This window comes from Asticcacaulis currens (assembly GCF_028550395.1).
Taxonomy (GTDB): Bacteria; Pseudomonadota; Alphaproteobacteria; order Caulobacterales; family Caulobacteraceae; genus Asticcacaulis; species Asticcacaulis currens.
In genome coordinates, this window is the sequence record NZ_JAQQKW010000015.1 from 42,839 (window position 1) to 58,605 (window position 15,767).

At 61.6% G+C, this 15,767-nt stretch carries 16 protein-coding genes and 1 pseudogene; 8 read left to right on the forward strand and 9 right to left on the reverse strand.

Going from position 1 to position 15,767, the window contains the following annotated elements; all coding sequences use genetic code 11:
• Positions 1-82: 82 nt before the first annotated feature.
• Positions 83-1,852, reverse strand: coding sequence for a S1C family serine protease (locus tag PQU94_RS17485; RefSeq protein WP_272742715.1), 1,770 nt, complete (start codon positions 1,850-1,852; stop codon positions 83-85).
• Positions 1,853-2,272: 420 nt separating this feature from the next.
• Between PQU94_RS17485 and PQU94_RS17490 the strand changes: the two genes are divergently transcribed.
• A complete protein-coding gene (locus PQU94_RS17490; protein ID WP_272742716.1) occupies positions 2,273-3,274 on the forward strand; it encodes an isopenicillin N synthase family dioxygenase in 1,002 nt (333 codons plus the stop codon).
• Between the two features lie 118 nt (positions 3,275-3,392).
• Here PQU94_RS17490 and PQU94_RS17495 read toward each other — a convergent pair whose 3' ends face one another.
• The 5 genes from PQU94_RS17495 to PQU94_RS17515 all read right to left on the reverse strand — a co-directional run bounded on the left by PQU94_RS17495 (position 3,393) and on the right by PQU94_RS17515 (position 9,196).
• Entirely contained in the window at positions 3,393-5,288 is a 1,896-nt protein-coding gene (locus PQU94_RS17495; RefSeq protein WP_272742727.1) for a M2 family metallopeptidase, read from the reverse strand.
• A 102-nt stretch (positions 5,289-5,390) separates the two neighbouring features.
• Positions 5,391-5,849 carry a YaiI/YqxD family protein gene (locus PQU94_RS17500; RefSeq protein ID WP_272742717.1) on the reverse strand — a complete coding sequence of 153 codons (459 nt, stop codon included), beginning with the start codon at positions 5,847-5,849 and terminating at the stop codon, positions 5,391-5,393.
• Between the two features lie 184 nt (positions 5,850-6,033).
• Positions 6,034-6,729 (reverse strand): monofunctional biosynthetic peptidoglycan transglycosylase, encoded by a 696-nt coding sequence (mtgA, locus tag PQU94_RS17505; protein WP_438263750.1) that lies wholly within the window; start codon positions 6,727-6,729, stop codon positions 6,034-6,036.
• 124 nt (positions 6,730-6,853) lie between these two features.
• On the reverse strand, positions 6,854-7,840 hold the full coding sequence (locus PQU94_RS17510) for a WD40 repeat domain-containing protein (protein WP_272742718.1): 987 nt from the start codon (positions 7,838-7,840) through the stop codon (positions 6,854-6,856).
• 189 nt (positions 7,841-8,029) lie between these two features.
• On the reverse strand, positions 8,030-9,196 hold the full coding sequence (locus PQU94_RS17515) for a CobW family GTP-binding protein (RefSeq protein ID WP_272742719.1): 1,167 nt from the start codon (positions 9,194-9,196) through the stop codon (positions 8,030-8,032).
• A 345-nt stretch (positions 9,197-9,541) separates the two neighbouring features.
• Here PQU94_RS17515 and rplU point away from each other — a divergent pair, with 345 nt between their 5' ends.
• The 7 genes from rplU (at position 9,542) to rlmH (ending at position 14,401) form a co-directional block, all read left to right on the forward strand.
• Positions 9,542-10,051 (forward strand): 50S ribosomal protein L21, encoded by a 510-nt coding sequence (gene rplU / locus PQU94_RS17520; protein WP_272742720.1) that lies wholly within the window; start codon positions 9,542-9,544, stop codon positions 10,049-10,051.
• 26 nt (positions 10,052-10,077) lie between these two features.
• Positions 10,078-10,347: a 50S ribosomal protein L27 gene (rpmA, locus tag PQU94_RS17525; protein WP_126421658.1), complete on the forward strand. Its 270-nt coding sequence runs from the start codon at positions 10,078-10,080 to the stop codon at positions 10,345-10,347.
• Between the two features lie 342 nt (positions 10,348-10,689).
• Positions 10,690-11,322, forward strand: coding sequence for a GNAT family N-acetyltransferase (locus tag PQU94_RS17530; protein WP_272742721.1), 633 nt, complete (start codon positions 10,690-10,692; stop codon positions 11,320-11,322).
• A 141-nt stretch (positions 11,323-11,463) separates the two neighbouring features.
• Positions 11,464-12,516 (forward strand): GTPase ObgE, encoded by a 1,053-nt coding sequence (gene obgE / locus PQU94_RS17535; RefSeq protein ID WP_272742722.1) that lies wholly within the window; start codon positions 11,464-11,466, stop codon positions 12,514-12,516.
• Positions 12,517-12,632: 116 nt separating this feature from the next.
• Positions 12,633-13,307, forward strand: a complete 675-nt coding sequence (locus tag PQU94_RS17540; RefSeq protein WP_272742723.1) for a nicotinate-nucleotide adenylyltransferase — start codon at positions 12,633-12,635, stop codon at positions 13,305-13,307.
• A gap of 66 nt (positions 13,308-13,373) precedes the next feature.
• The gene (gene rsfS / locus PQU94_RS17545; protein WP_438263751.1) at positions 13,374-13,820 is read left to right on the forward strand and encodes a ribosome silencing factor; all 447 of its coding nucleotides are present in this window, start codon (positions 13,374-13,376) and stop codon (positions 13,818-13,820) included.
• Positions 13,821-13,909: 89 nt separating this feature from the next.
• The gene (gene rlmH / locus PQU94_RS17550; protein ID WP_272742724.1) at positions 13,910-14,401 is read left to right on the forward strand and encodes a 23S rRNA (pseudouridine(1915)-N(3))-methyltransferase RlmH; all 492 of its coding nucleotides are present in this window, start codon (positions 13,910-13,912) and stop codon (positions 14,399-14,401) included.
• Here the strand turns inward: rlmH and PQU94_RS17555 are convergent.
• From PQU94_RS17555 to PQU94_RS17565, 3 genes and pseudogenes are all read right to left on the reverse strand, one after another.
• On the reverse strand, positions 14,398-15,174 hold the full coding sequence (locus tag PQU94_RS17555; RefSeq protein ID WP_272742725.1) for a hypothetical protein: 777 nt from the start codon (positions 15,172-15,174) through the stop codon (positions 14,398-14,400). The two genes, rlmH and PQU94_RS17555, sit on opposite strands and share 4 nt — an antisense overlap.
• 1 nt (position 15,175) lies before the next feature.
• Complete coding sequence (locus tag PQU94_RS17560; RefSeq protein WP_272742726.1) at positions 15,176-15,460, reverse strand: HPr family phosphocarrier protein; 285 nt, start codon at positions 15,458-15,460, stop codon at positions 15,176-15,178.
• Between the two features lie 85 nt (positions 15,461-15,545).
• Positions 15,546-15,767, reverse strand: a pseudogene (locus PQU94_RS17565) (FadR/GntR family transcriptional regulator); the annotation flags it as partial.

Genomic DNA, 15,767 nt, shown 5'->3' on the forward strand with positions numbered 1-15,767 from the left:
CTGTAAACAGCCAATATTCGGGAAATAAGGATTGGCGGTGAATCCGGTAAATTAAAGGGCCGCAGATATAAGAAAACGGTAATCAGAGCGCGTTTGGCGATTTGGGCGCGGCGGGTTCCGGGGCCTTGCGGCAGCGCCACACCGTTTCGGTTTCCGGTGCGAAATTGAGGAAGGATTGCGCCAGTTGCCGTACCTTGCGCATATTGTCCTTCAGGGCTTCGGCCTGTCCCGTATCCTTGCCCGACGCGCAGCGCAAAGACCCCAGGGCGGCACGTTGCGCCACGTAGTCGCGGTGCTGTTCCGGGGTGAGGCGATAATCGCTGCGCTTGAAGGTCAGTCCGTCGCGCGACAATTCCAGACGCGCCGCCGTGGGTTCGGACTCCGATACGGTAAAGCGCAACAGGGTGCCATTGGTCTGAGCTTCGTAAGGCGTGCGGCCGTTGACGCAGGCATGACCGGCATCGAATTCGAAATCGGTAGGGCCGACACCGGGCAGGGGCTTGGGCGAGGCCTTGAGGTCCACATCGCAGGTCAGGCGCACGGGCCCGGCCTTTGTCGCATCGGCCTCGGAGATTTGCGACATCTTCTGTACCGCCGGGCTTTCACGCAGGACAAAGGCCAGCGCGATCAGGACGACAAACACAGCCAGCGCGATCCAGCCCCAGGGGAACGGATGCTTGTGATGGACTTTCTCTGTCCTGGCCTTGGCCAGATGCGGTTCGGTATGGGGTGTTTCGGCGTGCGCCGCTTCGGGCAGGGCGTGCGTCTCCTTGCCCTTCGGCGGATGGCGACGGCGGATGATCAGCGCGATCAGGACCACGACCAGCACCGACAACAGGACCAGCGCGCCCAGTTGCAACTGATCCATCAGGGCGTTCATCTGTTCGGCCTTGCGCTGTTCCTCCAGACGCTTGGCCTGCGCATCCCGATAGGCGGCCAGCGCCCGCGACAGACCGTCATCCTTGATGATCTCGTCTTCCGACTTGGCGTAGCAGGGCTCTGAGGTGGTCTGAACCGTCACACCGGTGGATTGCAGGAAGGTATAAAGCGCCGAAACGTGGGTGGCGACATACTGTCCCGCCGGCACGTCCATATCGCCGCTTTCCGACAGGGTGGACACCGCCGACCAGGTGTTGACACCGACCACCTGACCGCACTCGTCCATCAGCGGGCCGCCGGAATTACCGGGATTGATCGGCGCGGTGTGGAACAGCGTATCGACGCGTGAGCCGTCCGGATTGGTCGAAGCGAACAGGGCGATGGAGCCTTGCGTCACATAGGCGTCGGCGGGCTCCAGAAGTTCCGTGCCGCCGCGCTTCAGCAGGCGGTCGGTGATGCCGGGATAGCCCATGGCCACGATGCGCTGGTTCTTTTGCGGCACCAGCGACAGCTTGAGCGGCGCAATCTTGAGACCGTCGGCACGCAGAAGGGCCAGATCGCCCTCCACCCACGGCTTGACCAGAGTCACCTGCTGATAGGCGGCCCCCGTCCCCTTGTGCGGAACGATATAGATTTCCGCCGAAGTGGCCTCCGGAGGCGTTTCGATGACGTGGTAGTTGGTGACAATATAACCTGGCGCGACGACGAAGCCTGAACCCATGCCGACCGAATCGAGCGGCACCCCGCCATAGCCGCGATAGACGACCAGAACGCGGACAACCGACTGTTCCGATGCGCTCAGCGCCTTGGTGGAGTTGACTGGTTGCAGGGCCGGATCAATACCGGCCAGCGGCTCGGCATCGGCGGGAGGGGGCGGCAGGATCTGGGCGGACACAGGCGCGCAGAAGAGCGCCGACAGGGCGATAATGCCCGCCGCCGCCAAACGACCTATACTCTGAATGGACCTGCCCACCTTACCGCCGGACCCGATATTACAAACCTTGAGACGATGAATCGCCTGTACGGCATCAAAACGACACCTGCGTGATCGACGCAATCGAAAAATCGCCAAAAGTCGCCAGATAGCGTTTATCACCCCCCGACTGTGATAAACTTATACCAAGGGTCATTGAAAATGACTCTTGGTATGCCTGTCGAGAATTTTTCATGTCTTTGACACATATGAGAAATTATCGAGTTTTCAACGGCCGGATGCGGCAGCATCTTCGGCCGTTGGTATTATTCATGTAAAAGGCGCGTGAAGCGGTGCCGGATAAGGTTTCCGGTGTTGCCTGTGCGGCGTTTGGTCGCTTGCGTCCTTGACATACAAACGTCATAAGCCCCTCTATCAACTATTAAACGTTTCATCTGCAAAGACCAAAGGCACCCCCGCATGATGTCGTCCCCGACCGCGCTCTACGATTCCGCCCCCCTGTCCACCGCACCGTCCATCGAGCCGGTGCCGCTGTCGCTGTACGACACGGACCTGACGGCTTTTTCGCAGAAGCTGGGCGCGTCGTTTGAACGCTATGGGTTTGCGGTGCTGTCAGGCCTGTTTGAGCCGAACGGCGCGGGTCTCGACAAAGGGCTGGTCGATAAGGCCTATGCCTTGACCAAAGCGTTTTTCGATCTGCCGGTTGAGACCAAGCTGCAATATGACGGGCGCGCCGGCGGCGGTCAGCGCGGCTACACCGCATTTGGCATTGAGACGGCCAAGGGCTATAAGGCGCACGATCTCAAGGAGTTCTGGCACGTCGGACGCGATCTTCCGGCGGGTCATCCGTACCGCGACCATATGGGTGATAATGTGTGGCCTGCCGAAGTGCCGGAGTTCAAACCGACCTTTCAGACGCTCTATGCCGAGATGGACGGGCTGGGCAAAAAGGTGCTGAAGGCCATTGCCATCCACCTCAAACTCGCGCCGGACTTCTTCGATGACAAGGTGAAGGACGGCAATTCGATCCTGCGTATGCTGCACTATCCGCCGGTGACCGAGGCGGGCGCATCGGTACGCGCCGGGGCGCACGGCGACATCAACGCCATCACGCTTCTGATGGGGGCCGAGGAGCCGGGTCTGCAACTGCTGGATCGTGACGGCTCGTGGCTGCCCATCACGCCGCCGCCGGGGGCTATCGTCATCAATATCGGCGACATGCTGTCGCGCCTGACCAACCACGTCCTGCCTTCGACCATCCACCGCGTGGTCAATCCGGCTGAAGCGCGCAAGGGCTTCTCACGCTATTCGATGCCCTTCTTCCTGCACTTTGAGAGCCCCTACCTGATCGAGACCCTGCCGGGCTGCATCTCCGAAGACCGCCCGGATCAGTATGCCGATCAGTCGATCACCGCAGACGACTTCCTGCGCCAGCGCCTGAGAGAGATCAAGCTGGCGTGACAGAGGGACGACGCCCAGCCTCACAGCGCGTCAGTGGCATCGGAACTATCTCCCTCCGCCTCGACGCGCTTCGATGGCTCGGCACCTCCCCATTGCTACGCAATAGGGAGGAGGGGGGTTACCACCCGCAGTTTTGCCCGGCGTTCTGTTTGATCAGCCATTCATTGAGCGGCTTGAAATAGGCCGCTACGGCTGAGGCGTCGCCTTCGCGTTGCCCGGTGAAGGTCGCCATGGCCTCGGGCCACGGCTTCGACTGACCCATTTCCAGCATGGCGTTCAGCTTCTGGCCGACCTCCTTATGACCATAGATCGAGCAGCGGTGCAGCGGACCCTTCCAGCCGATCTGGTCGCAGGCAGCCTGCTGAAACTGGAACTGATAGATGTGGGCCAGGAAGTAGCGCGTATAGGGCACATTGCCCGCGACGTGATATTTAGCCCCGGCATCGAAGGCATCGTTCGGACGCACGCCCGGCGGCACAAGGCCCTGATACTGCTGCACCAGCTCCCACCAGCGGCTGTTGTACTGCGCCGGGGTGATCTTGCCGGAATAGACTTCCCAGCGCCAGCGATCGACCATCAGGCCGAACGGCAGGAAGGCAACCTTTTGCAGGGCCATTTTCAGCAGGTAGGGGATGTCCTCTTCCTCGCCCGGCACCTTGTCCAGAAGGCCGATCTGGTTGAGATAGACCGGCGTCACCGACGACAGGCCGATAAAGTCACCAATGGCCTCGTGGAAGCCATCGTTCGCGCCGTTCTTGAACAGGAAGGGCTGATCCTTATAGGCGCGCTGATAGTAGTTGTGACCCAGCTCGTGGTGGACCGTATAGAAGTCCTCGCCATTGACCTGCGTACACATCTTGATGCGGATATCGTCGCGGTTATCGAGGTCCCAGGCCGAGGCGTGACACAGCACTTCGCGGTCGCGCGGACGGGTGATCTGTGAGCGCTCCCAGAAGGTCTGGGGCAGGGGGGCAAGGCCCAGAGAGGTGTAGAAGCCTTCGCCGGTCTTGACCATCTTTTCCGGCGTGTACTTCTTTTGCAGCAAAAGCTTGTCCAGAGAATAGGACGAGCCCTTCATGCCCTTCGGGGCCACGATGTCATAGATATTGGCCCAGTCCTGCGCCCACATATTGCCCAGCAGGTCGGCACGGATGGGGCCGGACTTCGGCTGCACGGCATCGCCATATTTTTCATTGAGGCGGCTGCGCACATAGCAATGCAGATTCTTATAGAAGGGCTCGACCTGACCCCACAGGCGGTCGGTATCGGCTGCGAAGGCATCCGCCGGCATGTCATAGCCGGAGCGCCAGAGGGCCCCCGTATCGGCAAAGCCCAGCCCCTTGGCCCCTTCATTGGCCAGTTCAGCGAGGCGCGTATAGTCGCCCTTCATCGGCACCGATACGGTGCGCCAGCCTTCGAACATGGCCCGCAGGGTGGCGGGGTCGCGCGACGTAGCCATCACGTTCGAGGCGTCGTCCAGCGTATAGACCTTGCCCTTATAGCTGAACTTGCCCATGGCATAGGTGGAATCGAGCGAGGTCGAAAGCTTGGCCATCTCATCGGCGGCCCCCGGACGATCCGCGGCGGGCAGAACCAGAGACAGGCGCAGCAGGTTCAGCTTGCGCCGCGTCACCTCATCGACGGCCACGTCGTTGAAGCGCGCCGCGCCCATGGCGTATTTCACGCTTTCCTCGGTCAGTTGCGCATTGGCCTTCGATTCCAGCCACATGGTGTCGTGGGTGATGTAGGTGGCGCGCACCCACTGCACGCGGGCGGCATATTCGCCGAGGTCGCCCAGCTTCTGTTCTGCGGCTTCGACATAGGCCTTGGCCTCGGCGGCGGTCGGACCGGCGGGCGGGGTAGGGGCCGGGGTCTCGGTCAGGGCCGGGGCCTTCGGGGCTTCGGTTTTGGGGGTATCGGCAATGGGGGCGGCGGCGGGCACCGTCGCGCAGCCTGACAACAACACACCGGCCACCAGCGCCGGACCTGCTACGGAAACCAGAAGACGCCGCATCATCCATACCCTCCTGAAGGAAAAACCGGACGGAGGGTGACGCCTGTTTTAACCATTCGTCAAGAGCGGTTGAGGATGAAACCGGTGGTCTTTGCGCGAGGCTCAGGGTTTCAGCCGACGCGCCTTCACCACCACCTGATCGAGGGTTTGCAGAAACTGCGAGCGGTTGGCGGCGGAAAAGGGCGGCGGGCCGCCGGTGATTTCGCCGGTCGAGCGGATATGTTCCATCAGGGCCCGCTGCGACAGGGCCGCGCCGATGGAATCGGGCGTAAAGGCGCGACCATTGGGAGCAATGGCATAGGCCTGTTTGGCCAGCACCCGCCCGGCCAGCGGAATGTCATTGGTGATGACCACATCGTGCGCGGTCGCCTGATCCGCGATCCAGTCATCGGCAATGTCCGGCCCCGCATCGACGATCATGCGCTCGATGAGGGGCGATTTGGGGATATGGATAAAGCTGTTCGACACCACGACGGTGCGCAGGCCGTAGCGCCCGGCGACCTTATAGGTCTCGTCCTTAACCGGACAGGCATCGGCGTCGATATAGAGGGTGATGGGCAAGAAAGGGTTTTCCGAAAACGGGCGGGGACGGTTACTCCACTTATACTCCCCCAACTTGCTGGGGGAGGTGAATTTTTGAGCGTCAGCTTAAAAAGACGGTGGGGGCGTGGGAAGACGAAACACGTTCCGTGCGGAATTTGAGAAAGCCCCCACCACCATCGTGTTGGGAGGCATTAAGAACGCCCTACTCCAGCACACAGGTCCCGATGCCGTTGCGGCGCACCACCCCGGCATTGGCGCGGATTTTGCCGGAGCGCCCCTTGACGTACTTGCCCGATTGCGCCGCTTTCCACTTGAGCGGGCTGGGCAGGATGGCCGCCAGGCGCGAGGCCTCGGCCTGGGTGAGATCGTCCGCCGACTTGCCGAACCAGTATTGCGACGCCGCCTCCGCCCCATAGATGCCCGGGCCCCATTCGGCGCTGTTGAGATAGACTTCCATGATGCGCGACTTCGGCCACATCGTCTCAATCAGCAGCGTATAATAGGCCTCAATCCCTTTGCGCACATAGGAGCGCTGCGGCCACAGGAAGGCGTTCTTGGCGGTCTGCTGTGAGATGGTCGAACCGCCGCGCACCTTGCGCCCGCGCGCATTGTTGCGCTGCGCCTTCTCGATAGCGTTCATGTCAAAGCCATAGTGCGAGCAGAACTTGGCGTCTTCGGCGGCAATCACCGCCACCTTTAGATTGTCCGATATGCGCGAAGCGGGCACCCATTCGTGATGATAGCCCTTGCCCTCGAAAATCCGCTGCACCATCAGAAAGGTGATCGGCACGGGCAGGAACCGGTGCACGGCGACCGACGCCACGCTGAAGGCAAAGCCACCCACAATCACAAAGACGAGCAGTTGCCCGATGCCTATTTTCGCCTTGGCCCCCGCCACTGTTCGTCACTCCACGGTCCTCGCAAGGCGAGGGCTCAAAAATGCCAATCCGGACGAAGAGCCGCCTCAAGTCCGGATTGTCGATACCCACCCATAATCGGGTCCCACCGTCAGGCGGACCGGATTATGAGGCTTCAAATACCCACAGGTTGCCGTCTTCGTCGCCAAAGATCAAGCGATTGGCCTCATTGGAGATGGCGAGCGCCGTGATGGGAGCGCCTTTTTCGCGGCGAATCCAGTCAATTCCGGTCGAAGTCAATTCAGCCAGCCACACGCGCCCGTCTTCGAGCCCGGCCGCCAGCAACGTATCTTCGGGGGCGCCGGCGACGACCGAGACCATGGTCGATTCTTCGGCGTTGATCTCGGACGCTTCTTCGCCCATCGGCCCATTGGCCTTCAGGAAGGGCCATACCACCGCGCCATTGGCCCCGGAAGTGGCCAAAAGCTTGCCCTTGGCGAAAAAGCCCATCGACTTGATCTTGGCCGGATAGCCGCCCATGCGCATATCCTTGGCATCGCTGATGCGCCACCCGTGCAGGGCGTTTTCCTGCATGGCCGTCATGACAAACTTGTCGTCGGGCGAAATCGCGATCTTGGTGTGCGAACCGGCCCATTTGAGAAGGGTCGGCTTTTGCTGCGCGATGCGGGAGAACCACACGGCCACGCCATTATAGGTCGCGGCATAGAGCTTGCGCCCCTTGGCATCGAAGGTGATGTCCGACAGGCTGGACGTGTGCTCGAAGCTCACTGCCGTCTTCTTCTGCGCGTCATAGACGTGCACTTTTTTGCCCGCAGCGGCCGCGATCAGCAGCGCCGCGTCGCTGACGGCCAGGGCGTCGAACCACGCGCCCTTGGCGGCAAACAGCTCGACCGGACCGGACTCCTTGGTCGTCCACACCACGCGGCCGTCATCGCCGCCGGTGACGATACCGACGCCTGACGGGTGGATGGCGGCGCTTAAGATGCCACCATTGGGGTGGGCTTCGAAGGTGGCATCGACGTCCGGAAACACGACGCGCCCGTCACCGAGCGCTGCTACGGGCTCATCGGCAGAATCGAACAGGGCGGCGACGACGTATTCGTCGAAATGTTTTTCAAAAGCGAAGGGCATATCAGATCCTCATACTCCCCCGGCTGCCGGGGGAGGTGGGTTTTACCGAAGGCAAAAGACGGAGGGGGGCTTACACGGGAGGAGGGGCAAACGCCAGAGCTTGCCGTTAGATCGCAAGATACCCCACCACCACGCCCTACCGGGCGCGGTCCCCGGCTCCCCAGCAAGCTGGGGAGGTATAAATTTGGCTTACTGCGCGATACATGCCTCGAAACCGGCGCGCAGGGCGGCCTCATCGAGGTGGCGACCGATAAATACGGCGCGGCTCAGGCGATGTTCGCCCTCTTTCCACGGCTGTTGCAGTTCACCTTCGAGGATCATGTGCACGGCCTGAAACACCAGACGCTTCTCCTCGCCCTTGATGCTGAGGATGCCCTTGGCGCGCAGGATGTCCTGCCCCTTTTCGGCCAGCAGCTTGTCCAGCCAGCGTGTGAACTTCACCCCATCGACCGGTGCTTCCGACGACAGGGAGACCGAGCGGATTTCATTATCGTGGATGGGGTTCAGATGACCGTGCGTGTGATGAGAGTGGTCATGGTCATGATGATCATGGCCGCAGTGTTCATCATGCACGTGACCGGGTTCGCCATGCGCCGGGTTATGGCCGTGGTGGTGATGCCCGTGGTCGTGCCCATGGTCGTGATGGTGGTGATCATGCCCGTGGTCATGATCGCAATGGTCGCCGCAATCGGGGCCATGCTCATGGTGATTGGCGACCGATTCCATCTTGTCGAGATCGAAACGGTGCTGGTTCAGCAAGCTTTTGATCTCCACGCCTGAGCGTTCGGCGCGCTCAATGGTGGCCAGCGGGTTGAGGCCACGGATGCGCGCTTCGACTTCGTTCAGTTCTTCCGGCGTCGCCAGATCGGTCTTGTTGAGGATAACGTGGTCGGCAAAGGCAATCTGTTCCTTGACCACGCGGTCGGTCTCCAGCGCCGAACGGAAGTGTTTGGCATCGACCAGCGCCGTCACCGAGTCGAGATAGGTGCGGGCCTTAACCTCTTCATCGACAAAGAAGGTCTGGGCCACCGGGCCGGGATCAGCCAGGCCCGTGGTTTCGACGATAATAGCGTCAAAGCGGCCTTTGCGCTTCATCAGGCCCGACAGAATGCGGATCAGGTCGCCACGCACCGTGCAGCAGACGCAGCCATTGTTCATTTCGAACACTTCTTCGTCGGCACCGACGATCAGGTCGTTGTCGATGCCGATTTCACCGAACTCATTGACGATGACCGCGTATTTTTGCCCGTGGTTTTCGGACAGGATGCGGTTCAGGAGCGTCGTCTTGCCGGCCCCCAGATAGCCGGTGAGGACGGTAACGGGCGTTTTGGCAACGGAAGCGGCGGTATCGGCCATGGGGGAACCTTATATAAGTAGAGCCATCTGCACATATGGCGAGCGCAACCCGAAAAGTGCCAGAAGACTTTGAATGGCGGTTTTCGGGTAAAGTGGCGCGACCCGCCCGCAGGGCGAAAACACGCCTTAAGTAGGCTTTTGCCGGGGGAAATCAAGCCTCGCGCGGACCGGGTGTCAGATTCCTGCGGCAGGGGCGTAAACAGGCGTTGACTCACTGAGCAAAAACTATATAAAGCGCCCCTCTCTTCCGAGGGTCATGCCCTGCGGAAAACCTGATTTTTGCGCGAACCATTGGTTTTTATACCGGTCGGGTTTGCCAGTCACTAAAGCTTAGAGGCTAAACCGATGTATGCGGTAATCAAGACCGGCGGTAAGCAATACCGCGTTGCGGCGGGCGATCTGCTCGTCGTTGAAAAGCTGGAAGGCGACGCGGGCGCTGCCATCCGTTTCGAAGACGTGCTCCTCGTTGGCGACGAAGCCGGTGCCGTGGTTGGCGCGCCGCTCGTTGACGGCGCTGTGGTCGAAGGCACCCTGATCGAAACCCGCAAGGGTAAGAAGGTGAAGATCTTCAAGAAGATCCGCCGTCAGGGCTATCGCCGCACCACCGGCCACCGTCAGCCGGAATCGGTCATCCGCATCACCGCTCTGAGCGGTGCGGGCAAGTCGGCCGCCTGGGAAGGCACCGTTTCGCTGGTGACCAAGGCTGAGCTGGACGCCCGCGCCCGCGGTCTGGCCCCGAAGGCTCTGGCTGAAGCCGTTGAGGCTCCGGTCGTCGCCGAGGAAGCCGCTGCGGCTCCCAAGAAGAAAGCCGCTCCGAAGAAGAAGGCTGCCGAAGCCTCTTCCGAAGAAGCGTAATCGCAACCGTTTAGAGGAGTTCAACAATGGCTCACAAAAAGTCCGGCGGCTCGTCGCGTAACGGCCGCGATTCAGAATCGAAGCGCCTTGGCGTAAAGCGTTTTGGCGGTGAAAGCGTCCTCGCGGGCAACATCATCGTCCGTCAGCGCGGCACCAAGTTCTTCCCCGGTGACAATGTCGGCCTTGGCCGCGACCACACCCTGTTCGCCACCGCGAACGGCAATGTGAAGTTCACCACCAAGCGTGACAACCGCTGTTACGTGTCGATCGTGCCGCTCGCCGAAGCTGCCGAATAAGCGACCTGATACAGATGCTTCAGGTCGCGCTTAGTCACTAAGCCGATCTGGACATGGCCTTTGAACGGGGAGTCCGGATCAGTTTCCGGGCTCCCTTTTCTTTTGGCCCCTTCTCTTGTTCCCCGTTCGTCAGGCCCCAGCTATTTGCGAAAAGCTTATTTTCGCAGGGGCACGGGCGGCGGAAATTTTATGCGGTCTGTGTCACCTTAGGACCACATAAAAACCGAAACCTCCCGACATCCTGATCTGGGTCTGAAGACTATCGGACCCATCGCACGCCGGCGCCTTTCCCGAAGCGAAAGCCGTCCTTCGTCTTTATCTTTAAAGGAACGGGGTATCATCATGATCATCAGAACACCCGAAGCCCATGGATTCACTGGCTCTCATCCGGCTGTGGCTGGCCTCAAGCGCGAAGACCTGCGCGCCGGCCGCAGCGGCTATGCCGTGCAGACCAAGCGCCTTTATCTCAGCCCGCTGTGCCTGGATGATGTGGACGATGTAAAGGCGATCTTCGGCCATCAGTCGGTGGCCCGCATGACCCACGCCATCGCCCATCCGTTCAGCGACGCCGATGCGCGGGCCTATGTCGAAAAGGCGCGGCACAATTCCTCGCCGCGCCTGCCGGTGTTTGGCATCCGTGACGCCGACGAAACCCTGATCGGGGTGGTGGGTCTGGAGCGCACGACCTGCGGTCAGGCGTCGGGCCTGCATCAGTTCGGCCCGTCCGTCGGCATCTGCATTGCCCCCGAACATCAGGGGCAGGGCTTTGGCGTCGAAGCGCTGGAAGGCCTGATCGGCTATGCCGAACGCTTTGGCGGTCACCGGGTGCTGCATGCGGCGCACTTTGCCGACAACGCGGCCTCGGCGCGGATGCTGGCGCGGGCGGGGTTCCTGTACACCGGCCGCCGCACACCGGAAACCTCGCTGGCCCGTCAGGGCCCGCACGAGGCGCTGCATATGATCCGCCTCCTTTAAATTCAGACATGTGATCAAATTGAGCATAAGGCCTTTCGCAAAATTTGATCTTCCCTTCAACTTGGTTCACAAAGGCGGCTTCCGCTTCCCGGCGGTAGCCGCCTCGCTTTTTGATCACCTCTCGCCCCTGATACCCCACTCATGAAATTCCTGGACCAGTGTAAAATCTTCATCCGCTCCGGCAATGGCGGCGCGGGCTCCGTGTCGTTCCGCCGCGAAAAGTTCATTCCGAACGGCGGGCCGGACGGCGGTGACGGCGGCAAGGGCGGTTCGGTGTGGGTTGAGGCGGTCGAAGGGCTGAACACCCTGATCGACTATCGCTACCAGCAGCATTTTAAGGCCAATACCGGCACGCACGGTATGGGGCGGCAGATGCATGGTGCCAATGCCGAAGACCTCGTGCTGCGTGTGCCGGTCGGCACTCAGGTGTTCGAGGAAGACCACGAAACCCTGATCGTCGATCTCGACACGCCGGGGCAAAAGGTCATGCTGCTCAAGGGCGGCAATGGTGGCTGGGGCAATACGCGCTTCAAAGGCCCGGTCAATCAGGCCCCTGACTTCGCCCTGCCCGGTCAGGACGGCGAAGAAAAGTGGATCTGGCTGCGGCTGAAACTGATCGCCGATGCCGGTCTTCTCGGCCTGCCCAATGCCGGGAAATCGACCTTCCTTGCGGCCTCGTCTGCTGCGCGCCCCAAGATCGCCGACTATCCCTTCACCACCCTGACCCCCAATCTGGGCGTCATTGATCTGGGGGCCGAACAGCGTTTCGTGATTGCCGACATTCCCGGCCTGATCGAAGGCGCTTCGGAAGGGGCCGGGCTCGGCACGCGCTTTCTGGGCCATGTTGAGCGCACCAAGGTGCTGATCCATCTGGTCGATGGCACGCAGGAAGACCCGGTCAAGGCCTATAAGGTCATCCGTAACGAGCTGGTCGCCTATGCCGAAGACCTGGCCAAGCGCCCGGAAATCGTGGCCATCAACAAGGTGGATTCGCTCGATGCCGAGGCGCGCAAGGACCTCACCAAAAAGCTGAAAAAAGCATCGGGTCAGACGCCCTACCTCATTTCCGGCGTCACCGGCGAAGGCGTGCGCGACCTGTTGTTTGCTGCCCATGCCAAGATCGTCGAAGGCGAGAAGGCCGAAAAGGCCGGCGACTCGCCCGCCCCTTCCACCTATGATCCGTGGGATAGATAAGGCGTGGTGTGGGGCGTCGCAGCGATTGGCTTCCCTTCCTCCTCCCCCGCGTCAGCGGGGGAGGTGTCGCGGCGCGCGCGTCAGCGTGGCGTCCGTGACGGAGGGGGCGCACGCTGATGTGGTTCGCCGGTCCAGCCCCCCTCTTCCATACACTGAGCCACGGTGCCTTGCGACCGGGATTCCATCTCGAACGCGGCATGAAGATCGGCCTGTTCGGCGGGTCATTCAACCCGGCGCACGAAGGCCACGCCCATGTGGCCGAAACGGCGCGCATGCGTCTGGGGCTCGATCGCATCATCTGGCTCGTCTCGCCCCAGAACCCATTGAAATCGAAGCGCGATACGGCCCCTCTGAGCGAGCGCATCGCCGCCATCCGTCCGTTTGTCGGGCCCAAGGACATTATTTCGGATTTTGAGACCCGCATCAGCGCCACCTATACGCTCGATACGCTATGCGCCCTGAAAGCCCGCTATCCGGGGGTGCAGTTCGTGTGGATCATGGGCGGGGATTCGCTGGCGAGCTTCCACCGCTGGCGCGGCTGGGTGCAGATCGCGCGCATGATCCCCATTGCCATCGTCTCGCGCCCCGGCGTCCTGATGAAAAGCCGACTGTCGCCCGCCGCCCGGCGCTTTGCCCACTACCGGCGCAAGGAGCGCGAGGGCCGCATCCTCAGCGGACTTCCGGCCCCGGCCTGGGCCTATCTCAAAGGGCCGCTGCACAATATCTCTTCGACGGCCCTGCGCGCCCAGCGCAAGAAGGTCGCCGAGGGGGAAACCCCGCCCTCATTATAAAATTGGCGGCGGCTGCATTACTAACCGTGACCTTGGCCCCTGTCTGTGCTAGGGTGAGGTCAACTTATCCACATATGGAGTAAAACCCTGTCTCGTCAGCTTGCGCAAGACGCGCATTCGGAACCCGCCGCCCTCCCGGCGGACATCGACCAAAGTACCGCCGATTTCGAGGAAACCTCGCTCGAAACCCTCATCCTGAACAAGCTGGATGACGACAAGGCGCAGGACATCGTGTGCATCGACCTGCGCGGCAAAAGTTCGGTGGCCGACACCCTGATCATCGCTTCGGGCCGTTCGCACCGCCACGTCGGCGCTCTGGCCGATCACGTCATGCGCGCGCTGAAAGACGCGGGCTTTGGCAAGGCGCGCGTCGAAGGTCTGCCGGCCTGCGACTGGGTGCTGCTCGATGCCGGCGACGTGGTGGTCCACCTGTTCCGTCCGGAAGTGCGCAGCTTCTACAATATCGAAAAGATCTGGTCGGTGTCGTCGAACCACACGGTCGATAGCCACTAATGTCTTTATACCTCCCCGGTTCGCTGGGGAGGGGGCTGATCGTGTGCGATTTTGGGGGCCTCGCGGCTCCCTTTTTATTTTAGCCTCTCATGAAACTTATCCTCGCCGCCGTCGGCAAGCTCGGCAACACCCCGGAAAACACCCTGACACGCGACTATCTCAGTCGCGCCACCCTGAGCGGCCGCCCGCTGGGGCTGGGTCCGGCGGAGTTGCTGGAGATCGAGCCGAAAAAGACCGCAAAGTCTCAGGACTCCCTGCTCAACAAGGCGCGGGAAGCCGAGGCCATTCGCGCGGCACTAGGTGAGGGCGTGTGCCTGATCACCTGCGATGAGCGGGGTGAGCTTCTGACCTCGCGTCAGATCGCCCAGCGCGTCGATAAGCTGAAAGACTCCGGCGAGCGCAAGCTGGCCTTTCTGATCGGCGGGGCGGACGGGCTCGACGCCGAACTGGTCAAATCGGCGCGCTTTTCATTGGCCTTCGGGCCTCAGACCTGGCCGCACGCGCTGGTGCGGCTGATGCTGGCTGAGCAGATGTACCGGGCGACGACGATCCTTAGCGGGTCGCCCTATCATCGGGATTAGAAGAGTTTTTCCGGGCGCTTCTGGAGCGTGCAATAGCCTTCTTCGTATTCACCCGGCCCTTCCTTGATCAGGGTCGAGCCCCCCAGCGGCAGCTTGCCGTCGGTGCGTCGCGCCAGATAGGCCCCCGTATGACGATCCAGCGTCACGCGCAACTGCGCGCCGCGTTTGGTGCGGGCATTATAGAGGTCGTAATAGTTGGCGCTGATCGTTACGCGGCAATCGAGCGTTTCGCAGGCCGTGTCCTTCAGCAGGCTCTGATGGCGCGGATCGGCCATCACCATTTTGAAGCGCGCCGTGTCTTCGGGAAAGACGTCCGACAGCTCGACCTCCAGATAGAATTGACCTTTGGAGATCAGGCCCTTGGGCCCAACGACCTGGGTTTCGCACTTCAGGTCGTGGGTGACGCTGGGGCTCAGCGGCAGGGCCTCGGAGGGGGCGGTCGGCGTCACTATGGGTGGCACGGCGGCTATCACGGGCGGCGGTGGCAGCGACACGGACGGAGCCATATGGGCGACCACAGCCGGGGAGGTGTGCGCGTCGGTTTTGGCGACCGGGGCGTTCTGTAACTGCGTATAGGGGATTGGTCCCTCCGGCAGTCTGGGCGCGGGCGCGACGGCCTTGGGCTTGGGTTTCGCCTTGGGACGCGGCTTGGGTTTGGGCTTGGGTGCGCTCTCTTCCCCCACTGGTCCCGACGCGCCTTCGCCGTCGGGCGGTTCGGCATACGCGGCGCTGCTCAACAGCGCACAGGCAAGGAGGAGGGCGAGGCGCTTCATCCTACGATTCTTCCCCGAAGCGGTCGGACACCAGCGCCACCAGCGCATCGATGGCGGCCTGCGCCTGTTCGCCCTCGGCCTCGATGTCGATAAAGGTGCCTTTGGACGCCGCCAGCATCAGCAGGCCCATAATCGACTGCGCATCGACGCGCGACTCGTCTTTGAGCACGTAAATCTGTGCGTCGAACTGAGCGGCGGTTTTGACGAACTTGGCAGAGGCGCGGGCGTGCAGCCCCTTGTCGTTGACGATTTCGACGCGCGCCGTGATGGGAGTGGTGTCGCTCATGGGGCCCTGTACCGGTATTGCGGCGATTTTAACCGCCTCTGTCTTAGCGGGGCGTTAACACCTGTTTACCCTAAGCGCAAATCCCTTACCCCCTCGGTTCGAGATACTGTGTCTGCATGGAGCGCTGGGTGTCGTCGAGGGCCATTCGGATGAGGGATTCCATGCACCACCTTGCGGCGCCGGCGTCCTGGCGCTTGATGGCATCGAAGACGCGTCGATGGTCAGGGATGGGATCGCGGGTTAGGGCCTGATGGCGCTGCTTGAAGCGCGTGGACCAGGCGACAGCGGCGCCGATGGAGTGGCTCAG